The following is a 17,779-nucleotide window of genomic DNA, read 5'->3' as shown; positions in this document are numbered from 1 at the left end:
ATGTTTCAATCTGCCGAAATTGGCCACAGGCTGAGCAAAGCTGCCTTCCGCGAGGCCGTTCCCGGTTTGCGGGCTGCCTTGCTGGCGGCACAGGTCGATTTGTTCGAACAACACAAAACCCCGGTGCTGGTCCTCATCAGCGGCCAGGACGGCGCCGGCAAAGGCGAGACCATCAACGTGCTCTACGAGTGGATGGATGCGCGTTTTCTCTCCACCCTGGCATTTTCCCAACCCAGCGACGAAGAGCGCGAGCGCCCGCCCATGTGGCGTTACTGGCGCAGTCTGCCACCCAAGGGCAGGGTCGGCGTATTTGCCGGCTCCTGGTACTCCGACCCGATTCGCGAGCGCATCGAAGGCAAACTGTCGCTCAAGGAGCTCGATGCCCGCGCCCAGCAGATCAACCGCTTCGAGGAAATGCTGGTCGATGAAGGCGCGCTGGTGCTCAAGTTCTGGTTTCACCTGACCAAGGAAGGGCAAAAACAGCGCCTCAAGGCGCTTTCCAGCGACCCGCGTACCGCCTGGCGCGTCACGCAATGGAACTGGGACCGCCTCAAAACCTACGACCAGTTGCAGGACGTGGCGGGCCATTTGCTGCGCGTGACCAACACTGCGGCGGCGCCCTGGGTGGTGGTCGAAGGAACCGACGACCGCTACCGCTGCATGACGGTGGGCCAGGTGCTGCTCAAGGCCATGCAAAACAAGCTGGCCACCAAGGAGCCGCCGCGCATGCCCATGGCACCCATGGTGCGGGTCGATCTGGACGGCCGCAACGTGCTCTCAGCGCTCGACTTGACGCTGACGCTGGCCGACAAAGCCTACAAGGACGAACTGGCCAAGTGGCAGGGAAAGCTGTCGGAACTGGTGCGCGACGCGCGCTTCAAGAACCGCGCGCTGGTGTGTGCCTTCGAAGGCGCCGATGCGGCGGGCAAAGGCGGCGCCATCCGGCGCATCGCGGCGGCGCTGGATGCGCGCCAGTATCAGGTGTCGCCGGTGGCGGCGCCCACCGACGAAGAAAAGGCGCAGCCCCACCTGTGGCGCTTCTGGCGCAATCTGCCTCGCCATGGCCATGTCGCCATCTTTGACCGCACGTGGTATGGCCGCGTGTTGGTGGAACGGGTGGAAGGCTTCTGCTCCGAGGCCGACTGGCTTCGCGGCTACAGCGAGATCAACGACTTCGAGCACGAGCTGATCGATGCCGGCGTCATCGTGGTCAAGTTCTGGTTGCAAATCAGCCAGGCCGAGCAGCTCAGGCGCTTCAAGGAACGCGAACAGATTGAGTTCAAACGCTTCAAGATCACTCAGGAAGACTGGCGCAACCGCGAAAAATGGCACGACTACCAGCAAGCCATTTGCGACATGGTGGAGCGCACCAGCACCGGAGAGGCTCCCTGGACGCTGGTCGAGGCCAATGACAAGAATTACGCCCGGGTGAAGATTTTGCGCACCCTGTGCGAACGCCTGGAGTCTGCCTTGCAGAGACCAGCCAAGTCGGTCGAGGCAATCAGCAACAAACCAACCAAGCCCAAAAAAATCAAACAGGGCAATTCGGACCGCAAGAAATAAGCTGCCCAGTGCCAAAATCAGTCCATGAGCACCTTACCCTCCGACCCCCAAGCTGCACCACCCGCGCCGCAAGCCCGCAACCCCTTGCACGGCATCACGCTGGAAGCCATGGTGACGGCCTTGAGCGCCCACTACGGCTGGGCTGGCTTGGGCGAACGCATTCCGGTGCGCTGCTTCACGCATGACCCCAGCGTCGCGTCGAGCCTGAAGTTTTTGCGCAAAACGCCTTGGGCGCGCGACAAGGTGGAAAGCCTCTACCTGTTCATGCTGCGTGAGATTCGCCGGCAGGGCTGAACCGCCGAGGGTCAGTGCGTTCACCGCAAAAGCATCACGATAGCGAACGGGGGCGTCTGGCAGGGTCTGCTTTGACGCTTGGATTCAACCGGTCGCAGCAGGTATCGGATTCACCGGCTCTTGAGCAGCGGTTGCAGGTATTCCTCAGTGGCTGCTGAATGGCACTGCAATAGTTGGACTTTTCTTGTCAGTCGGGTGCAGTTGATAGCATTTACCCTCAGGGTTGAAGGCTGCCCACCCTCAGTCAGATGGTTTCCTAATGCAATCCTGATACGGGCAGTGGTACGCTGATGTCACCATGAGCGTTTCCCGGACATCAGCCACGAATCTTTCCAGCATGCGAAGCTGGGGAATAGTGGCGTTGCTGCTGGGATGTGCCACCGCAGGAGGATACCTGCTCGATCACCATGTCTCCCTGACCAGCCAAGCCATGGTCTATGTGCTGGCCGTGGTAGTTGCCTCCTACAACCTGAGATGGATGCAATCCGTGGCTTGTGCGGTAGGCGCCGTGACCGCCTTCAACTTCTTCTTTGTACCACCACGTTGGACCTTTGAAGTCGATAACCAGGAACATTTGATCGCCCTGTTCACCATGCTCCTGGTCGCATTGGTCATCAGCCATCTGGCCGCACGATTGCGTCGGGAAACCGAAATGGCAAAAATCAACTTTCAACGTGCAAGCCAGTTGCAGGAGGTGGCGTCCAACCTGTCAGGTGTTACAACACTTGGGGAAGTTGCATCCCTGGGTCAAATTGCCCTGGAATCAGCATTTGAGGGGCCATGCCTTCTGGCGTTGCGACGCAGTGACGATGAGCTTGACTTGCCGGAGACCTTGTCCTCTAACGAGGCTGACGGAATGCGTTGCTGCATGCGCGAAATGGCTGTTCTTGGCCCTGGCACCGGACGATGGCCCGGTCTGAATGCCTGGTTCCTTCCCTTGGGCAACAAACCCAACGTGAGCGGTGCGGTCAGCGTCCGACCCGCGCTGGCCAGTGATACCGCCGGTCGTGAACACGCGCAGGCCCTTTGCGCCCTGCTTGGACAGGCATTGCATCGTCTGCGTATGACCGAAACCATGCAAACCGCGCAAATCGAGGCACAACGCCAGCAACTCCAAAGCACCTACCTGGCCGCCATTTCCCACGATTTACGCACCCCACTGGCCGCGGTGGTGGGTGCAGCCTCTTCATTGCAACTCCAGCGCGACAAGCTCAGTGTCGAAGAGCAAGACCGCTTGCTGGGCAGTATCGTCAATGAGGCGTCCTATCTTTGCACCGTCACAGAAAACACGCTCCAACTGGTTCGCCTTGCCAATGCTGACGAAGAAATCAAGCGCGACTGGGAATCCATGGAAGAGATTGTTGGCGCCGTCCTGGCTCGAATCCGGCATCGTGATCCGGCGCATCGCATCAAACCCAAGGTTCCAGAAGGACTGCCATTGATCAAGGCCGATCCAGTGCTGCTGGCTCAACTGATCGGTAACCTCCTGGACAACGCCCTCAAGTACAGCAACGGGGCGATTGAATTGACTGTGAGCGTGAACGACAAAGATTTGCAAGTGGCAGTCAAAGACCGGGGCAAAGAAATCCCGAAAGAGAAGTATGCAAGCATCTTCGAGCCATACACCCGTGATGATTTGTCAGGTCAACACGGCACTGGATTGGGTTTGGCGCTGTGTCGTGCCATTGCTGCAACCCATGGCGGCACCTTGACCCTGCGACGCAGAAGTGGCGGAGGCAACAGTTTCACGTTTGCCATGCCTCTGAGTGCGAAGCAACCTGAAGGCGAACCAATATGACCTTGCGTGTCCTGGTGGTGGAGGATGACCCTGAAATTCGGGCTTTGATCCAGTCGACCCTTTCGGTTGAAGGTTTTGATGTTCAAACCGCAGTGTCCGTCAGTGAGGCAACCGCACTTCTGTGCCATTCCTTGCCAGACATCTTGCTGCTGGATTTGGGTTTACCCGACGGAAACGGTGCCACGTTGGTCCAGAAGGTTCGCAAACACCACGCTTTACCGATTCTGGTGGTGTCGGCGCGTCATCAGGAAGCGCAGAAGATTGAGCTTTTGGATGCTGGTGCAGACGACTACCTGACCAAGCCGTTCAGCGTGGCCGAACTGCTGGCCCGAATACGGGTGGCTTTGCGCCACCGTGGCACTACTGTGGCCGCCGCCGTCACCGTGCATGAACTCGACGATTTGCAGGTAGACCTTACCCTGCACACTGTGGTCAGTCGGGGGCGGGAGCTGCATCTCACGCCCACCGAATTCAAATTGCTGGCTCGACTGGTCCGCAGTGCCGGTAGGGTTGTCACCCATCGTCAATTGCTCACCGACGTTTGGGGTGCAGAATTCACCGAACACACCCACTACCTACGCCTTTACATGGGCCAGTTGCGTTCCAAGATTGAAATCGACCCGGCCGAACCCAGGCATCTGCTGACAGAAACCGGCGTCGGATACAGGCTGGCGGTTTCCTGACTTCGGCAATCCTTATGCGTTCCTGATGCGCCAGGTCGGACAGTGCGTGTCTGTTGAATCACAAGCACGCGATATGAGCAAAACCACCAGCCGCGAAAGTCTCGCGGCTCTGACCCTGGGTGCCATGGGTGTCGTCTACGGCGACATTGGCACCAGTCCGCTGTACACCATGCGGGAAGTGTTCGGCCCAGCCACTGGCATTCCGCTGGATAGCGTCCACCTGATTGGCGCTGTATCGGTAATCTTCTGGGGGTTGATGATGGTGGTCACACTCAAGTATGTGCTGCTGATCCTGCGCGCCGACAACCGGGGCGAAGGCGGCATCATGGCCTTGACCGCCCTGGCTGTGGAGGCTGCTGGAACCAACCCCACCAAGCGGCTGGTCTTGCTGCTGCTCGGGGTCATTGGTGCGGCCCTGTTTTATGGGGACAGCGTGATCACCCCGGCGATTTCGGTGCTCAGCGCGGTAGAAGGGCTGGAAGTCGTGACGCCAACGCTGAAACCTTACGTTTTGCCAGTTTGCAGCGTCGTGCTGATCGCTCTGTTTGCAGTGCAACGATATGGAACCGGCCTGGTTGGCAAGCTCTTTGGCCCAATTATCGTGATGTGGTTTGTGGTGCTGGCTGGTTTTGGAATCGTGGAAATCGTTCGGCAACCCGCCATACTAGCTGCGCTCAATCCAATCAATGCGATCCAGTTCCTGGCCCACCAGGGATGGCATGTGTTTGTCGGTGTAGGAGCCATTGTGTTGGCCTTTACCGGGGCAGAGGCTCTGTATGCCGACATGGGTCACTTTGGAAAGCGGCCGATCCAGTTCGCCTGGGGTGGCTTGGTGTTGCCAGCGCTGGCGATCAACTATATGGGACAAGGCGCCTTGCTGATGCGGGATGCGTCAGCCATAGAAAACCCGTTTTACCGCCTGTTTCCTGAGCCGCTGCTGATCCCGGCTGTGGTGCTGGCAACCTGCGCCACAGTGATTGCGTCTCAGGCAGTGATTTCAGGCGCCTATTCCATGACCAAGCAAGCGGTTCAACTGGGTTTGTTGCCTCGCATGGCGGTGCTATACACCTCCGCAAAAGAAGCCGGGCAAATCTATATGCCAGAGGTGAACTGGATGCTATTGGTTGCGGTTTTGCTGGCTGTGGTTGGCTTTGGCAGTTCGTCAGCGATGGCTGCAGCCTATGGAATTGCCGTCACAGTGACCATGCTGATCACGACCTTGCTGACGTTTTTTGTGGTCCGGTATGGGTGGCAGTACCCACTGCCGGTAGCGCTTGCCGCAACCAGTGTGTTTCTGGCATTGGATCTGCTGTTGGTGGTGTCATGCGCAATCAAGTTCTTTCAGGGTGGCTGGTTTCCGCTGGCGCTCGGTCTTGCCATATTCACGGTCATGGCAACTTGGCGGCGTGGTCGAGAACTGTTGCTCGAGAGCATCCGCCGGGATGATCCTGAACTTATCCCGTTCATCACCGGTTTGTCGGAACATGGAGTTCACCGCGTGTCCCGGACGGCCGTTTACGCAGTGGCCAACTCCAGTACGGTTCCGCAGGCATTGATGCACAACCTGAAGCACAACCAGGTCTTGCATGATCGCAATGTGATTCTGACGGTGGTTTTTCATGAGGTTCCCTGGATACCGTTTGAGGATCGGGTGCAGGTAACGCCCCTGTTGGCTGGATTTTGGCGGGTTCAGGTGAACTACGGTTTCAAGAACACACCGGATATTCCCAAGGCGCTGGAACTGTGTAAAACCAAGGGCTTGCCCATCAATCTGTTCGAGACGTCTTACTTTCTGAGTCGTGAAATCATTGTGCCCACCAAGGGTGCTGGCATGTCACATTGGCGTGAAGCTCTGTTTGCATTGATGTCGCGAAATTCAGGTAGCGTAGCGGGTTTTTTCAGGTTGCCCAACAACTGCGTCATTGAGTTGGGGACAAGAGTACAGATCTGAGGCAGGCGTTACCCGATGCAGGCCACGATCGGGCCGGGGTCTGTCGTTGGGCATGGCGCGGGCTTATCACTTGCCCTGCGTACGGGCGCGCACAGACATGGTTTTGGGTCCTGACTAATATCCAGCCACATGTTGAAAAAGCATGGGGCCGATACAAGCCTGCCTCCGGCCGTCGTCGATTCAACAACGGTCTAACAACTCAGGAAACACCATGAAATCAAAATTCTTCACCACTTCACTGTTGGCCTCTGCCCTCTTTTTGGGCCTGGGCATGGCCCCGGTCCTGGCACAAGGCACCAATACGCCGGCTCTTGACCGTGCGCAGCAAGCCATCAGCGCCCGCATTCAGCAAGGCATGGCGTCCGGCCACATCACGCCCTCCGAGGCAAGAGAGCTCCTTCGCCGTGATCGCGAGATTGACATGCGCGAAAGCCGCTTCAAAGCCAATGGCACGGCCACACCCCAAGAGCGCCAGCAGTTGCGCGCTGATGTGGACAGACTTGGTAATGAAGTTGAACGCATGATGGCGAACCGCGACTATGTTCAGCCACCGGGCAACCCTGCCGGCACAACGCCCGGCATTGACAACCGCCAGCTCAACGTCAGCGCGCGCATTGATGAGGGCATACGTTCTGGCCGCATCACCCAGCGCGAAGCGCGCAGGTTGCAAAACCGCGAGCGCACCATTGCCCGCCACGAGGCCGCCTTCAAGCGCGACGGTGTGGTGACCCCGCAAGAGCGCCGTCAACTGCGTGATGAACTGGCCCGATTGAATGCCGATGTGGACCGATTGATGCGCAACAATCGCAGCAATTAAAACGACCGGCGTTGATCACGCGCCGCGCCCATTGCGGCGCGGCCAATTTGCGCGCCCTTGCCGCTACAGCCACGCTGACCTCGTCGTCATAGTCAATGCGCGCCACCGACTGGCGGCTCGGGGTCACAGCGATTTATCATGCGGCATGAACAGCACACCACCCGACCCGACATCCGAGCCCGCTCACCGTCGATTCTGGCTGATTCTGGCCCTTGTGCTGATGCTGATCGGCTGGTGGGTTTATGCCACGCAGCGCCAGGCGCCAGAGGTACCTGGCGCTGCCGCAACCGCGCCCTTGCCAGCAGGTAGCGAGGTGGCGGTGTTTGCCGGCGGATGTTTCTGGTGCACCGAGGCCGACTTCGACAAAGTGCCGGGGGTGCTGGCCACTACCTCGGGCTACACCGGCGGCAAAACGGCCAACCCAAGCTACGCCGAAGTGTCTAGTCACACCACCGGCCATGCCGAGGCCTTGCAGGTGATCTTTGACCCCAGCCAGGTGAGCTACCGGCAACTGGTGGACTATTTCTGGCGCACCATTGACCCCACCGTGAAAGACCGCCAGTTTTGCGACATTGGCTCGCCCTACCGCACCGCGATTTTTGCAACCAGCCCTGAGCAACTGCAAGTGGCTCTGGCCTCACGCGCGGCGCTGGAAACGACCAAACCCTTCCCCGAGCCCCTCGTGACGCAGTTGCTGATGGCCGACGACTTTTACCCGGCCGAGGCCGAGCATCAGAACTATCACCAGAACAACCCGGTGCGCTACGATTTTTACCGCAAGGGTTGCGGCCGCGATGCGCGCCTGGCGCAACTGTGGGGTGACCAAGCCAAGGCCAGACCCTGACCCCGCGTCTTGCGGCTTCAGGTTTCCTTGGAAATCTTGATGCTGGGGAACTTGCTGGAGAAGTCCTTGTTCTTGGCGGCAATCGACAGCGCCACCTTGCGCGCCACGGCCTTGTACAGTCCGGCCACCTCGCTGTCGGGGTCGGACACCACGGTGGGTTTGCCGTTGTCGGCTTGCAGGCGAATCTGCATGTTGAGCGGCAGGGCACCCAGGTAGTCCATGTTGTATTCCGCGGCCATATTTTTGCCGCCATCGGCGCCAAAAATATGTTCCACATGGCCACAGTTGCTGCACACGTGCACTGCCATGTTTTCCACGATGCCCAAAATCGGCACACCCACTTTTTCAAACATCTTGATGCCTTTTTTGGCATCGAGCAGGGCAATGTCCTGCGGCGTGGTGACGATCACGGCGCCGGTCATGGGCACGCGCTGGCTCAGGGTGAGCTGAATGTCGCCGGTGCCCGGCGGCATGTCGACGATCAAATAGTCAAGGTCTTTCCAGTTGGTCTGGCGCAGCAACTGCTCCAGCGCCTGCGTGGCCATGGGGCCGCGCCAGATCATGGCTTCGTCCTGCGCCACCAAAAAACCGATCGACATCACCTGCACGCCGTAGTTCTCCATGGGCTCCATGGTCTGGCCGTCTTCGCTCTCGGGCTTGCCCACAATACCCATCATCATCGGCAGGCTCGGGCCATAAATATCGGCATCCAGAATGCCGACATTGGCGCCTTCTGCCGCCAGCGCCAGCGCCAGATTGACGGCCGTGGTGCTCTTGCCCACGCCGCCCTTGCCCGAGGCCACCGCCACGATGTTCTTCACCTTGGGCAGCAAGGCCACACCGCGCTGCACTGCGTGCGCCGTGATGTTGGTGGTGATGTTGACCGACACATTGACCACGCCGGCCACGCTTTTAACGGCCGCAATCAGGTCTTTGCGAAAGCCCGGAATCTGGCTCTTGGCCGGGTAGCCCAGCGTCACATCGAAGGCCACATCGCCGTCGGTCACGGTCAAATTCTTGATGCATTTGCTGGACACAAAATCGCGCCCGGTATTGGGGTCTATGACGCCTTTGAGGGCATCTAACACTGTCTGCTCAACTACTGCCATTTGGTTCTCCTAAGGGGGCTCTAGTCTAGCCAAGATAAGCTTGACCTTATTGAACCGGGCAAATCAGGGTTTACCCGTGTTGGCACTGACGCCAGACGTACCAATAGGGCTCAGGTCCAAACACAAGCGCGTTGACTAAAATCATCGCTTGCCAAGAAAGTGAACCCCATGCCCCGTCAACTGTTCGTCACCACCGCCCTGCCCTACGCCAACGGTAATTTCCACATCGGCCACATCATGGAGTACATCCAGGCCGACATCTGGGTGCGGCACCAGCGCATGCGTGGCACGGCGGTCGATTTTGTCTGTGCCGACGACACCCACGGCGCGCCGATCATGATTGCCGCCGAAAAAGCCGGGCTCACGCCGCAGCAATTTGTTGCCAACATCGCTGCCGGACGCAAGCCCTACCTGGACGGTTTTCACATCGGCTTCGACAACTGGCACAGCACCGATGCCCCGGAAAACCACGAATTGGCGCGCCAGATCTACCGCGACCTGCGCGACAACAAGGACGGCTCGCTGATCGAATCGCGCACCATCGAACAGTTTTTCGACCCCGACAAGGGCATGTTCCTGCCCGACCGCTTCATCAAGGGCGAGTGCCCCAAGTGCCACGCCAAGGACCAGTACGGCGACAACTGCGAGCAATGCGGCGCGGTCTATGCGCCCACCGACCTGATCAATCCCTATTCGGCGCTCTCAGGCGCCAAGCCCGAACTGCGCAACTCGGTGCATTTTTTCTTCAAGCTCTCCGACCCGCGCTGCGTTGGGTTCCTGCAGCAATGGACGCAGGACGGCAAGTTGCAGCCCGAAGTGGCCAACAAGATCAAGGAATGGTTCACCGTGCGCAGCAACCCGGACGGGTCAAGTAGCGAAGGCCTGGGCGACTGGGACATCAGCCGTGACGCGCCCTACTTCGGCATCGAGATCCCGGACGCGCCGGGCAAATACTTTTACGTCTGGCTCGACGCCCCTATCGGCTACCTGGCCTCGCTTAAAAACCTGCTCGGCCAGCGCGGCCAGGACTACGACGCCTACATGGCCAACCCGGCGCTGGAGCAGTACCACTTCATCGGCAAGGACATCGTGACCTTTCACACGCTGTTCTTCCCGGCCTGTCTGCATTTCAGCGGCCGCAAGACGCCCGACAACATCTTCGTGCACGGCTTCCTGACCGTGAACAACGGCGAGAAGATGAGCAAAAGCCGCGGCACCGGCCTGGATCCGCTCAAGTACCTGAGCCTGGGCATGAACCCCGAATGGCTGCGCTACTACCTGGCGGCCAAGCTGAGCGCCCGCAACGAAGACATCGACTTCAACGCCGACGACTTCATGGCCCGCGTCAACAGCGACCTGATTGGCAAGTACATCAACATCGCGTCACGCGCTGCCGGTTTCATCAGCAAGCGCTTCGGCGGCCAGTTGGGTGAGGTGTCGGAGGATGGCGCGGCGCTGCTGCACCAGTTGCGCAGCGAAGTCGGCGCCATGGAGCAGCTCTACGAGGCCCGCGACTACGCCAAGGCGCTGCGCGAAACCATGCTGCTGGCCGACAAGGTAAACGCCTATGTGGACGCCAACAAGCCCTGGGACCTGGCCAAGAAACCCGACCAGGAAGCGCGCCTGCAGGATGTTTGCACGGTGTGTATCAAGGCCTTCCGCATTCTGACCTGCTACCTCAAGCCCGTTCTGCCGGCATTGGCGACACAGGTGGAAGCGTTCCTGAACATCGAGCCGCTGAGTTACGCCAACATTGCCCAGCCCATGCCAGCCGGCCATGTGATCGACACCTACCAACACCTGATGCAGCGCGTCGACATCAAGCAACTCGAAGCCCTGTTCGAGGCACCCGAGCCGGCTGCGGCGGCGCAAGAAATCGCCCATCCGGGCGGCGAGGCCATCGCTCCGACCATCGGCATTGACGACTTTTCCAAAATCGACTTGCGTATTGCCAAGATCGTCAACTGCCAGGCGGTTGCGGGTTCGACCAAACTGCTGCAATTGACGCTCGACGTGGGCGAGCTTGACGAAACCGGCGAGCCCCGCCTGCGCAACGTCTTTTCAGGCATTGCCAGCATGTACAAGCCCGAAGACCTCGCCGGCAAACTCACCGTGATGGTTGCCAACCTGGCGCCACGCAAAATGAAGTTCGGCTTGTCAGAAGGCATGGTGCTGGCCGCCAGCCACGCCAACGAAAAGGCGCAGCCCGGCATCTATGTGCTGGAGCCCTTTGCCGGCGCCCAGCCGGGCATGCGGGTGCACTGAGCCCCTGGCCATTCTGTTGCTGGTCTGGCATCCCATGCCTTGCCGCCCCGGCAGAACTGACAGACAAGGGGCGGGTTGGTCACTCAAGCCACTTGCAAATGGTGCGTCACCAGCTTGAAGTCGGGATCTTCGGGGAACGGTTTGACGGCAAAGCCCAGGCCCCTCATGAGCTTGAGCATGTTGGGGTTGTTGGCCAGCACCAGGCCCTCGATCTCGGTCAGGCCTTTTTCGCGGGCAAAGTCCATGATCGACAGCATCAGGCGCGAGCCCAGGCCGCGGCCCTTGAACTCGTCGGCCACCACCAGCGAGAACTCGCAGGTGCTGCGGTCGGGGTTGGTGATATAGCGCGACACGCCGACGATGCGCGTGCTCTCCACGGTATTGCCCTGCGCATCGGTGCTTTCTTCGGTGACGAGCGCCACCAGCGCCATCTCGCGGTCGTAATCGATCAGCGTGAAGCGCGACAGCATGGTTGCAGGCAACTCCTGCATGCTCGAGACAAAGCGGAAGTAGCGGCTTTCGGGCGACAGGCCGCGGACAAATTCCTGCAGCATGTTGGCATCGTCGGGGTGCACCGGGCGCACGATGTATTCGCCGCCGCCGGCCAGCATGCACAGCTGCTCGTGCTGTGCCGGATACGGCAGGATGGCCAGGTGGTTGTAGTGGCGCACCGATGGCGCCGTGTTATCCACCACGATGCGCGCATCCACGGCCAGCGCACCCGATTCATCGACGATGATGGGGTTGATGTCCATCTCGCGCAGTTGCGGCAACTCGCACACCATTTCCGACACACGCAGCAAAATCTGCTCCAGCGCCTCCATGTTGACCGCGGGCGCGCCACGCCAAACGCCCAAGGTTTCGGCCACGCGCGAGCGCTCGATCAGGCGGCGCGCCAGGAACTGGTTCAGCGGCGGCAACTCCATGGTGCGGTCGTTGATGAGTTCGATCATGGTGCCGCCGGCGCCAAAGGCAATCACCGGACCAAAGGGCTCATCGGTCACCAGGCCCACGCACACCTCGCGGCCGCGCTTGAGGTTGGCCATGTTCTGGATCGTCACGCCGTTGATGCGGGCATTGGGCTGCAACTTGGTGACCGCCTGGATCATGTCCAGGTAGGTGTCGCGCACGCTGGTGGCGTTCAGGATGTTGAGCGCCACGCCCTGCACGTCCGACTTGTGGCTGATGTCGGGCGAGTCGATCTTGAGCGCCACAGGAAAACCCAACTGGGTGGCGATCATGATGGCTTCGTTGGCGCTGCGCGCCAAAATGGTTCGGGTGACCGGGATATGAAAAGCCGCCAGCAGCGCCTTGGATTCCATCTCGGTGAGCACCTTGCGGCGCTCGGCCAGCACGCTCTCGATCAGCAGACGCGCCCCTTCAATGTCGGGATTGGCCAGGTCGGACAGCGGCGGCGGCGTTTGCTGCAGCAGCTGCTGGTTTTGGTAAAACGAGGCGATGTTGCCAAAGGCGCCCACCGCCGCCTCGGGGGTGCGAAAGGTGGGAATGGCTGCATCGTTCAATATTTTGCGGGCATTGCCCACCGAGGCATCGCCCATCCAGCAGGTCAGCAGGGGCTTGCTGACATGGCGGTTGAAGTCGGCAATGGCGCCAGCCAGCGCATCACCATCAGCGCCCATCTTGGGCGAGTAAATGGCCAAAATACCATCAATCTGCGGCGCTTTGTTCAGGGCGTCAATGGCGGCGCGGTATTGCTCAGGGCCGGCGTCTTCCGACACGTCGATCAAATCGGTCAGGGTGGCCAGCGGCGGCATTTGGGGCGCCAGCGCCTGCGCCTGCTCGGGGGTCAGGCGCCCCAGTTCCAGATTGATTTCACTCACCCAGTCAGCGGCCAGCACGCCCGGACCTCCCCCATTGGTGACAATGGCCAGGCGCTTGCCCACCGGCTTGTAGCGCGAAGCCAGGCATTTGGCCGCCGAAAACAGCGCCACGAACGAGCGCACCCGCACCGCGCCGGCACGCCGCAGCGCGGCATCGAACACGTCGTCGGTGCCAACGATGGTGCCCGAATGGGTCAGCGCCGCACGGTTGCCGGCCGGCTTGCGACCGGCCTTGAGCACCACCACCGGCTTGGCATTGGCTGCCGCGCGCAACGCGCTCATGAAGCGCCGCGCGTTGGTGATGCCTTCCAGGTAGATCACGATGCTGTGCGTTTTGGCGTCCGAGGCCAGAAAATCCAGTACCTGGGCAATATCCACCGCGGTATTGGGGCCAAGCGACACCACCGTGGAAAACCCCACCGCATTCTTTTTGGCCCAGTCCAGAATCGACGAGGTCAGCGCCCCCGACTGCGATATCAGCGCCAGCGGCCCGGGCGTTGCCAAGTCCCCCGCCACACTGGCGTTGAGCTGCAGGTGCGGCCGCTGAAAGCCCAGGCTGTTGGGGCCCAGCAGGTAAATGCCATCGCGGGTGGCCATTTTGTGAAGCTCGGCTGCCAGCGCGGCATCGATGCCGGAGGAAATCACCAGGGCGGAACGGCATTTGATGCGTCCGGCCAGTTCCAAAGCGGCGGCCACTTCGGCGGCTGGCAAGGCAATGATGGCCAGGTCGGCATGGACAGCGGCCAGGTCGGCCAGAGTGCCACTGGCATGAATGTCCAGAAAAAGCAGTTGACCAGAAAAGCGTTGGTCCGTGATGGCTTGGTGCAGCGCGCGCGCCTGCGGCGTGAGTGAAGCGACATCTTCCGGCTTGCCCGCAAACACCACGATCACGGCGGGCGAAAACAAAGAACTCAAAAAATGCTTATCCATGAAACCACCTATTGACAATTAATCCGAGCTGATGAAGCAATAGCGCAGAGCTTACCCTGATTGGAGCGCAATTTTTTGACTTGGCGCACGATATACGCAAGCAGCCGCGCCACTTTATGCCACATTGCAGCGGCTGGTTCAGCCCGAACCCACTTGCCGCGAAAATAGTATCAACATGAGCACTCCCAGGCCTGCCACCCTCCGCCGCATTGCGCATCTGGACATGGATGCCTTTTACGCATCCGTGGAACTGCTGCGCTACCCGCAACTCAAGGGCTTGCCGGTCGTGATCGGTGGCGGGCGCAGGCCGCAGGATGAAGACCTGAAAGCGGCCCAGGGCGAGCGGGCGCCGCACCACATTCCGCTCGCTGAGTTCCCACGGCTGCAAGGCTACAGCGGGCGCGGCGTGATTACCACGGCCACCTATGCGGCGCGCCAGTTTGGCGTGGGCTCGGCCATGGGGCTGATGAAAGCCGCCAAACTTTGCCCCGATGCGATTTTGCTGCCGGTGGACTTTGCCGCCTACCGGCACTACTCACATGCGTTCAAAACCATCATCCAGGAGATTGCGCCGCTAATGGAAGACCGCGGCATTGACGAGGTGTACATCGACTTCACGCAGGTGCCGGGGGGCCAGCGCGAAGGTGGTCGCGTGCTGGCGAGGCTGATCCAGAAAAGCATTTTTGACGCCACCGGGCTGACCTGCTCGGTGGGTGTAGCGCCCAACAAGCTGCTGGCCAAGATGGCCAGCGAGTTCAACAAGCCAAACGGCATCGCCATCGTTTTCGAAAACGATTTACAGGCCAAAATCTGGCCGCTGGCGTGCCGCAAGATCAACGGCATTGGTCCCAGGGCGGATGAAAAATTGCAACAGCTCGGCATCCGCACCATCGGCGAGCTGGCACAACAGGATGTGGGCTGGTTGATCGACCACTTCGGCCAGAAAACCGGTGCCTGGATGTTCGACGCCGCGCACGGCATTGACCCCCGCCCCGTGGTGCTGGAGAGCGCGCCGGTGTCCATCAGCCGTGAAACCACCTTCGAGCGCGACCTGCACGCGGTGCGTGACAAGGCCGAGTTGGGCGCCATCTTCACCCGGCTGTGCGCGCAGGTGGCGCAAGACCTGGTGCGCCAGGGCTATGTGGGTAAAACCATTGGCATCAAGCTGCGCTATGACAACTTCAAAAGCGTCACGCGCGACATGACGCTGCCCGACTACACCTTTGATGCAGCCACGATTCGCCACCATGCCGGGCTGTGCCTCAAGCGGGCGCCCCTGCAGCAGCGCCTGCGGCTGCTGGGCGTGCGCGTGGGCTCGCTGATGACGGCGGCTGAGCACCTGGACTGGCTCAAGCACAAAGCGCCGCAGCCGATGGCCGCCGTGCAAACGGCGATGGATCTGGCGCCACCCGATGCGCCATAATTTGCACCCTTGATCGCCGCCGTTTGGTGCCTGCTTGTTGGCTGCTGGACGTATCCAACGCCACCGTTTCAGCCATGCACCGAACTGTTTTCTCCACCCCCGTCGTCAACACCTTGCTGCGCACGCTGTCCGTGGCTTACCTCAAACTGGCAGGCTGGCAAGTACAGGGCGCCTTGCCCGCGCAGGCGCAAAAAAGCGTGCTGATTGCCGCACCCCACACCAGCAACTGGGACCTGCCCTATACCCTGATGGTGGCCTTTGCGCTGCGCCTGAACATCTACTGGATCGGCAAGGCCAGCTTGTTCCGCTTTCCGTACGGGCCGCTGATGCGCTGGCTGGGCGGCATTGCAGTGGACCGCAGCAAGAGCAACAACCTGGTGCTGGCGTCGGCGCAGGCCATTCAGGCCGCAGACGGCGCGCTGCAACTGATCGTGCCGCCCGAGGGCACACGCAGCAAAACACGCTACTGGAAAACCGGCTTCTATCACATTGCCGTCACCGCGCAGGTGCCGATCGTGATGGCCTACATGGACTACCAGCGCAAGCTCAGCGGCCTGGGGCCGGTGTTTGTGCCAACGGGTAATTTAGAAGCCGACATGCAGCAAATCAAAGCGTTTTACGCGCCTTTCAAAGGTCGGAATGCGGGCCAATTCGAGGCCGATTAGCGTTCGACGGCCAGCAGTTAGCGCCTTGCCGCCCGGTCGATCTCGGCGCGCAGCTCGGCATAGTTCAGCGTCACCGGAAACTGCGGGAACTCGTCGATCACGTTTTGTGGCGGATGAAACAAAATGCCGGCGTTGGCCTCGGCCAGCATGGCCGTGTCGTTGTAGGAGTCGCCAGCGGCGATCACTTTGAACTGCAACTCGCGGAAACGCTGCACCGCTTCCTTTTTCTGGTTCGGCATGCGCAGGTGGTAGTTCACCAGAAAACCATCGGCGTCGGCTTCGAGCTTGTGGCAAAACAGCACCGGCATGTTGAGTTGCGCCATCAGCGGCATGGCGAACTCGTAAAAGGTGTCCGACAGGATGATGACCTGGTAGTCACGCCGCAGCGCATCCAGAAAGTCGCGCGCTCCGGCCATCGGCCCCATGTCCGAGATCACTTTTTGAATGTCAGGCAGGCCGAGCTGGTGGGTCTTGAGCAACGCCAGCCGATAGGTCATCAGCTTGTCGTAGTCGGGCTCGTCACGGGTGGTGCGCGAAAGCTCCGGGATGCCGGTGCGCTTGGCAAATTCGATCCAGATTTCGGGAACAAGAACACCTTCGAGGTCAAGACAAACAAGCTGCACTGAAATTCTCCGTAAATTGGTAACCAATGGCGGGCATGTTAACGTGAAAGAGCGGTGCCCAGCGCCTCAGGCGCTGCCCTCGTCCAGCGTGGCTTCCTCCAGGTGGCGGGTATCGCCCCAACCCACCAGCGTCAGGCCCTCGGTGGTCCAGAGCAGGCGGTTGATGGCGGCATTTCCCAGATGCCAGCTGCGTGGGGCCTGCAGCTCCTGACCGGTGGCCAGCCGGTACAGCACATCCAGAACGCCGCCGTGCGCCACCAGCACCACCTGGCCGCCAACGTGCTGCCGGGCCAGGGCGTCCACGGTGGCAGTGATGCGCTCGCGCAGGGCCAGCAGCGATTCGCCTCCGGGCGGCGCCCAGTCGGGCTCACGCTTGCGCCAGCGCAGCGCGTCTTCGGGCCAGCGGGATTCAAGCTCAGCGTAGGTGCTGCCTTCAAAGCTGCCAAAGCTGCGTTCGCGCAAATTCTGGCTAGCAACCAGGGGCGCCGCCGTGGTTTGCGCAATGGCTCTGGCGGTATGCCAGGCGCGCAGCAGGTCGCTGGCATAAATGGCGTCAACGGGCTCGTCGGCCAGCGCGCGCGCAACTTGCGCCGCCTGCCAGAGGCCTTTGGGATTGAGCGCAATGTCCAGATGCCCCTGCAGGCGGGTGTCCACGTTCCAGGCGGTTTCACCATGGCGGATGGCGATGATGCGGGTGAGTTGCATAGTCTGATATTTTGCGGGACAGACCGCAGCTACACGCAGTGAGCCAGCTCTGTCCTCAACTGATTAACCGGAAACAACCCACCCCGGCTGCCGACGCTGATGGCACCGCTGCCAAACACCCAGCCCATTCCCCAGCCGATGCCCACACCGCCTTGATTGACCTTGTTTTCCTGTCGCTCCACAGCCGTGACATGCACAGTCAATGGGGCATTATTCTGGCGCCTGAGACCCACTTTGCCGAGCACCAAAGTCATGATTTTTCTCCAGC

General features: G+C 60.4%; 15 protein-coding genes. 10 read left to right on the top strand and 5 right to left on the bottom strand.

Annotation, left to right across the window (positions count from 1 at the left end; translation table 11 throughout):
* From pap to msrA, 7 genes are all read left to right on the top strand, one after another.
* Complete coding sequence (gene pap, locus PHF15_RS04590; RefSeq protein ID WP_300119309.1) at nucleotides 1–1,563, top strand: polyphosphate:AMP phosphotransferase; 1,563 nt, start codon at nucleotides 1–3, stop codon at nucleotides 1,561–1,563.
* Nucleotides 1,564–1,587: 24 nt separating this feature from the next.
* Entirely contained in the window at nucleotides 1,588–1,857 is a 270-nt protein-coding gene (locus PHF15_RS04585) for a VF530 family protein (RefSeq protein ID WP_300119308.1), read from the top strand.
* A 298-nt stretch (nucleotides 1,858–2,155) separates the two neighbouring features.
* The gene (locus PHF15_RS04580; protein ID WP_300119307.1) at nucleotides 2,156–3,655 is read left to right on the top strand and encodes a DUF4118 domain-containing protein; all 1,500 of its coding nucleotides are present in this window, start codon (nucleotides 2,156–2,158) and stop codon (nucleotides 3,653–3,655) included.
* The gene (locus PHF15_RS04575; RefSeq protein WP_300119306.1) at nucleotides 3,652–4,338 is read left to right on the top strand and encodes a response regulator; all 687 of its coding nucleotides are present in this window, start codon (nucleotides 3,652–3,654) and stop codon (nucleotides 4,336–4,338) included. Before PHF15_RS04580 ends, PHF15_RS04575 begins: the two co-directional genes overlap by 4 nt.
* Nucleotides 4,339–4,411: 73 nt before the next feature.
* The gene (locus tag PHF15_RS04570) at nucleotides 4,412–6,289 is read left to right on the top strand and encodes a potassium transporter Kup (RefSeq protein ID WP_300119304.1); all 1,878 of its coding nucleotides are present in this window, start codon (nucleotides 4,412–4,414) and stop codon (nucleotides 6,287–6,289) included.
* Between the two features lie 211 nt (nucleotides 6,290–6,500).
* Nucleotides 6,501–7,106, top strand: coding sequence for a hypothetical protein (locus PHF15_RS04565; protein ID WP_300119302.1), 606 nt, complete (start codon nucleotides 6,501–6,503; stop codon nucleotides 7,104–7,106).
* A 145-nt stretch (nucleotides 7,107–7,251) separates the two neighbouring features.
* Nucleotides 7,252–7,950 (top strand): peptide-methionine (S)-S-oxide reductase MsrA, encoded by a 699-nt coding sequence (gene msrA / locus PHF15_RS04560; protein WP_300119301.1) that lies wholly within the window; start codon nucleotides 7,252–7,254, stop codon nucleotides 7,948–7,950.
* Between the two features lie 17 nt (nucleotides 7,951–7,967).
* Here the strand turns inward: msrA and apbC are convergent, their stop codons facing one another.
* Nucleotides 7,968–9,059, bottom strand: coding sequence for an iron-sulfur cluster carrier protein ApbC (gene apbC, locus PHF15_RS04555; protein WP_300119300.1), 1,092 nt, complete (start codon nucleotides 9,057–9,059; stop codon nucleotides 7,968–7,970).
* A gap of 168 nt (nucleotides 9,060–9,227) precedes the next feature.
* On the opposite strand from apbC, the gene metG reads away from it, so the two are divergent.
* Nucleotides 9,228–11,324 carry a methionine--tRNA ligase gene (gene metG, locus PHF15_RS04550; protein WP_300119299.1) on the top strand — a complete coding sequence of 699 codons (2,097 nt, stop codon included), beginning with the start codon at nucleotides 9,228–9,230 and terminating at the stop codon, nucleotides 11,322–11,324.
* 83 nt (nucleotides 11,325–11,407) lie between these two features.
* Here the strand turns inward: metG and PHF15_RS04545 are convergent, their stop codons facing one another.
* On the bottom strand, nucleotides 11,408–14,095 hold the full coding sequence (locus PHF15_RS04545; protein WP_300119298.1) for a bifunctional acetate--CoA ligase family protein/GNAT family N-acetyltransferase: 2,688 nt from the start codon (nucleotides 14,093–14,095) through the stop codon (nucleotides 11,408–11,410).
* 175 nt (nucleotides 14,096–14,270) lie between these two features.
* On the opposite strand from PHF15_RS04545, the gene dinB reads away from it, so the two are divergent.
* Both dinB and PHF15_RS04535 read left to right on the top strand, forming a co-directional pair.
* The gene (gene dinB / locus PHF15_RS04540) at nucleotides 14,271–15,518 is read left to right on the top strand and encodes a DNA polymerase IV (protein WP_300119297.1); all 1,248 of its coding nucleotides are present in this window, start codon (nucleotides 14,271–14,273) and stop codon (nucleotides 15,516–15,518) included.
* Nucleotides 15,519–15,592: 74 nt separating this feature from the next.
* Nucleotides 15,593–16,183, top strand: coding sequence for a lysophospholipid acyltransferase family protein (locus PHF15_RS04535; RefSeq protein WP_300119296.1), 591 nt, complete (start codon nucleotides 15,593–15,595; stop codon nucleotides 16,181–16,183).
* Between the two features lie 17 nt (nucleotides 16,184–16,200).
* Here the strand turns inward: PHF15_RS04535 and thrH are convergent, their stop codons facing one another.
* The 3 genes from thrH to PHF15_RS04520 all read right to left on the bottom strand — a co-directional run bounded on the left by thrH (nucleotide 16,201) and on the right by PHF15_RS04520 (nucleotide 17,765).
* Nucleotides 16,201–16,806 carry a bifunctional phosphoserine phosphatase/homoserine phosphotransferase ThrH gene (thrH, locus tag PHF15_RS04530; protein ID WP_300119295.1) on the bottom strand — a complete coding sequence of 202 codons (606 nt, stop codon included), beginning with the start codon at nucleotides 16,804–16,806 and terminating at the stop codon, nucleotides 16,201–16,203.
* A gap of 66 nt (nucleotides 16,807–16,872) precedes the next feature.
* Nucleotides 16,873–17,511 (bottom strand): histidine phosphatase family protein, encoded by a 639-nt coding sequence (locus PHF15_RS04525; RefSeq protein ID WP_300119294.1) that lies wholly within the window; start codon nucleotides 17,509–17,511, stop codon nucleotides 16,873–16,875.
* A gap of 29 nt (nucleotides 17,512–17,540) precedes the next feature.
* Nucleotides 17,541–17,765, bottom strand: a complete 225-nt coding sequence (locus tag PHF15_RS04520) for a hypothetical protein (protein WP_300119292.1) — start codon at nucleotides 17,763–17,765, stop codon at nucleotides 17,541–17,543.
* Nucleotides 17,766–17,779 lie beyond the last annotated feature (14 nt).

This window comes from Rhodoferax sp. (assembly GCF_028689295.1).
Classification (GTDB): domain Bacteria; phylum Pseudomonadota; class Gammaproteobacteria; order Burkholderiales; family Burkholderiaceae_C; genus Rhodoferax.
The sequence above is the reverse complement of the archived record's forward strand: the minus strand, read 5'-3'. Positions and strand labels throughout refer to the sequence as shown.

What these genes read in the sequence shown, in the direction of transcription:
- pap (WP_300119309.1), top strand. Translation starts at nt 1, where the DNA reads ATGTTTCAATCTGCCGAAATTGGCCACAGGCTGAGCAAAGCTGCCTTC.
- PHF15_RS04520 (WP_300119292.1), bottom strand. Translation starts at nt 17,765, where the DNA reads ATGACTTTGGTGCTCGGCAAAGTGGGTCTCAGGCGCCAGAATAATGCC.
- PHF15_RS04535 (WP_300119296.1), top strand. Translation starts at nt 15,593, where the DNA reads ATGCACCGAACTGTTTTCTCCACCCCCGTCGTCAACACCTTGCTGCGC.
- PHF15_RS04575 (WP_300119306.1), top strand. Translation starts at nt 3,652, where the DNA reads ATGACCTTGCGTGTCCTGGTGGTGGAGGATGACCCTGAAATTCGGGCT.
- PHF15_RS04565 (WP_300119302.1), top strand. Translation starts at nt 6,501, where the DNA reads ATGAAATCAAAATTCTTCACCACTTCACTGTTGGCCTCTGCCCTCTTT.
- PHF15_RS04585 (WP_300119308.1), top strand. Translation starts at nt 1,588, where the DNA reads ATGAGCACCTTACCCTCCGACCCCCAAGCTGCACCACCCGCGCCGCAA.
- PHF15_RS04525 (WP_300119294.1), bottom strand. Translation starts at nt 17,511, where the DNA reads ATGCAACTCACCCGCATCATCGCCATCCGCCATGGTGAAACCGCCTGG.
- msrA (WP_300119301.1), top strand. Translation starts at nt 7,252, where the DNA reads ATGAACAGCACACCACCCGACCCGACATCCGAGCCCGCTCACCGTCGA.
- PHF15_RS04545 (WP_300119298.1), bottom strand. Translation starts at nt 14,095, where the DNA reads ATGGATAAGCATTTTTTGAGTTCTTTGTTTTCGCCCGCCGTGATCGTG.
- dinB (WP_300119297.1), top strand. Translation starts at nt 14,271, where the DNA reads ATGAGCACTCCCAGGCCTGCCACCCTCCGCCGCATTGCGCATCTGGAC.
- PHF15_RS04570 (WP_300119304.1), top strand. Translation starts at nt 4,412, where the DNA reads ATGAGCAAAACCACCAGCCGCGAAAGTCTCGCGGCTCTGACCCTGGGT.
- metG (WP_300119299.1), top strand. Translation starts at nt 9,228, where the DNA reads ATGCCCCGTCAACTGTTCGTCACCACCGCCCTGCCCTACGCCAACGGT.
- apbC (WP_300119300.1), bottom strand. Translation starts at nt 9,059, where the DNA reads ATGGCAGTAGTTGAGCAGACAGTGTTAGATGCCCTCAAAGGCGTCATA.
- PHF15_RS04580 (WP_300119307.1), top strand. Translation starts at nt 2,156, where the DNA reads ATGAGCGTTTCCCGGACATCAGCCACGAATCTTTCCAGCATGCGAAGC.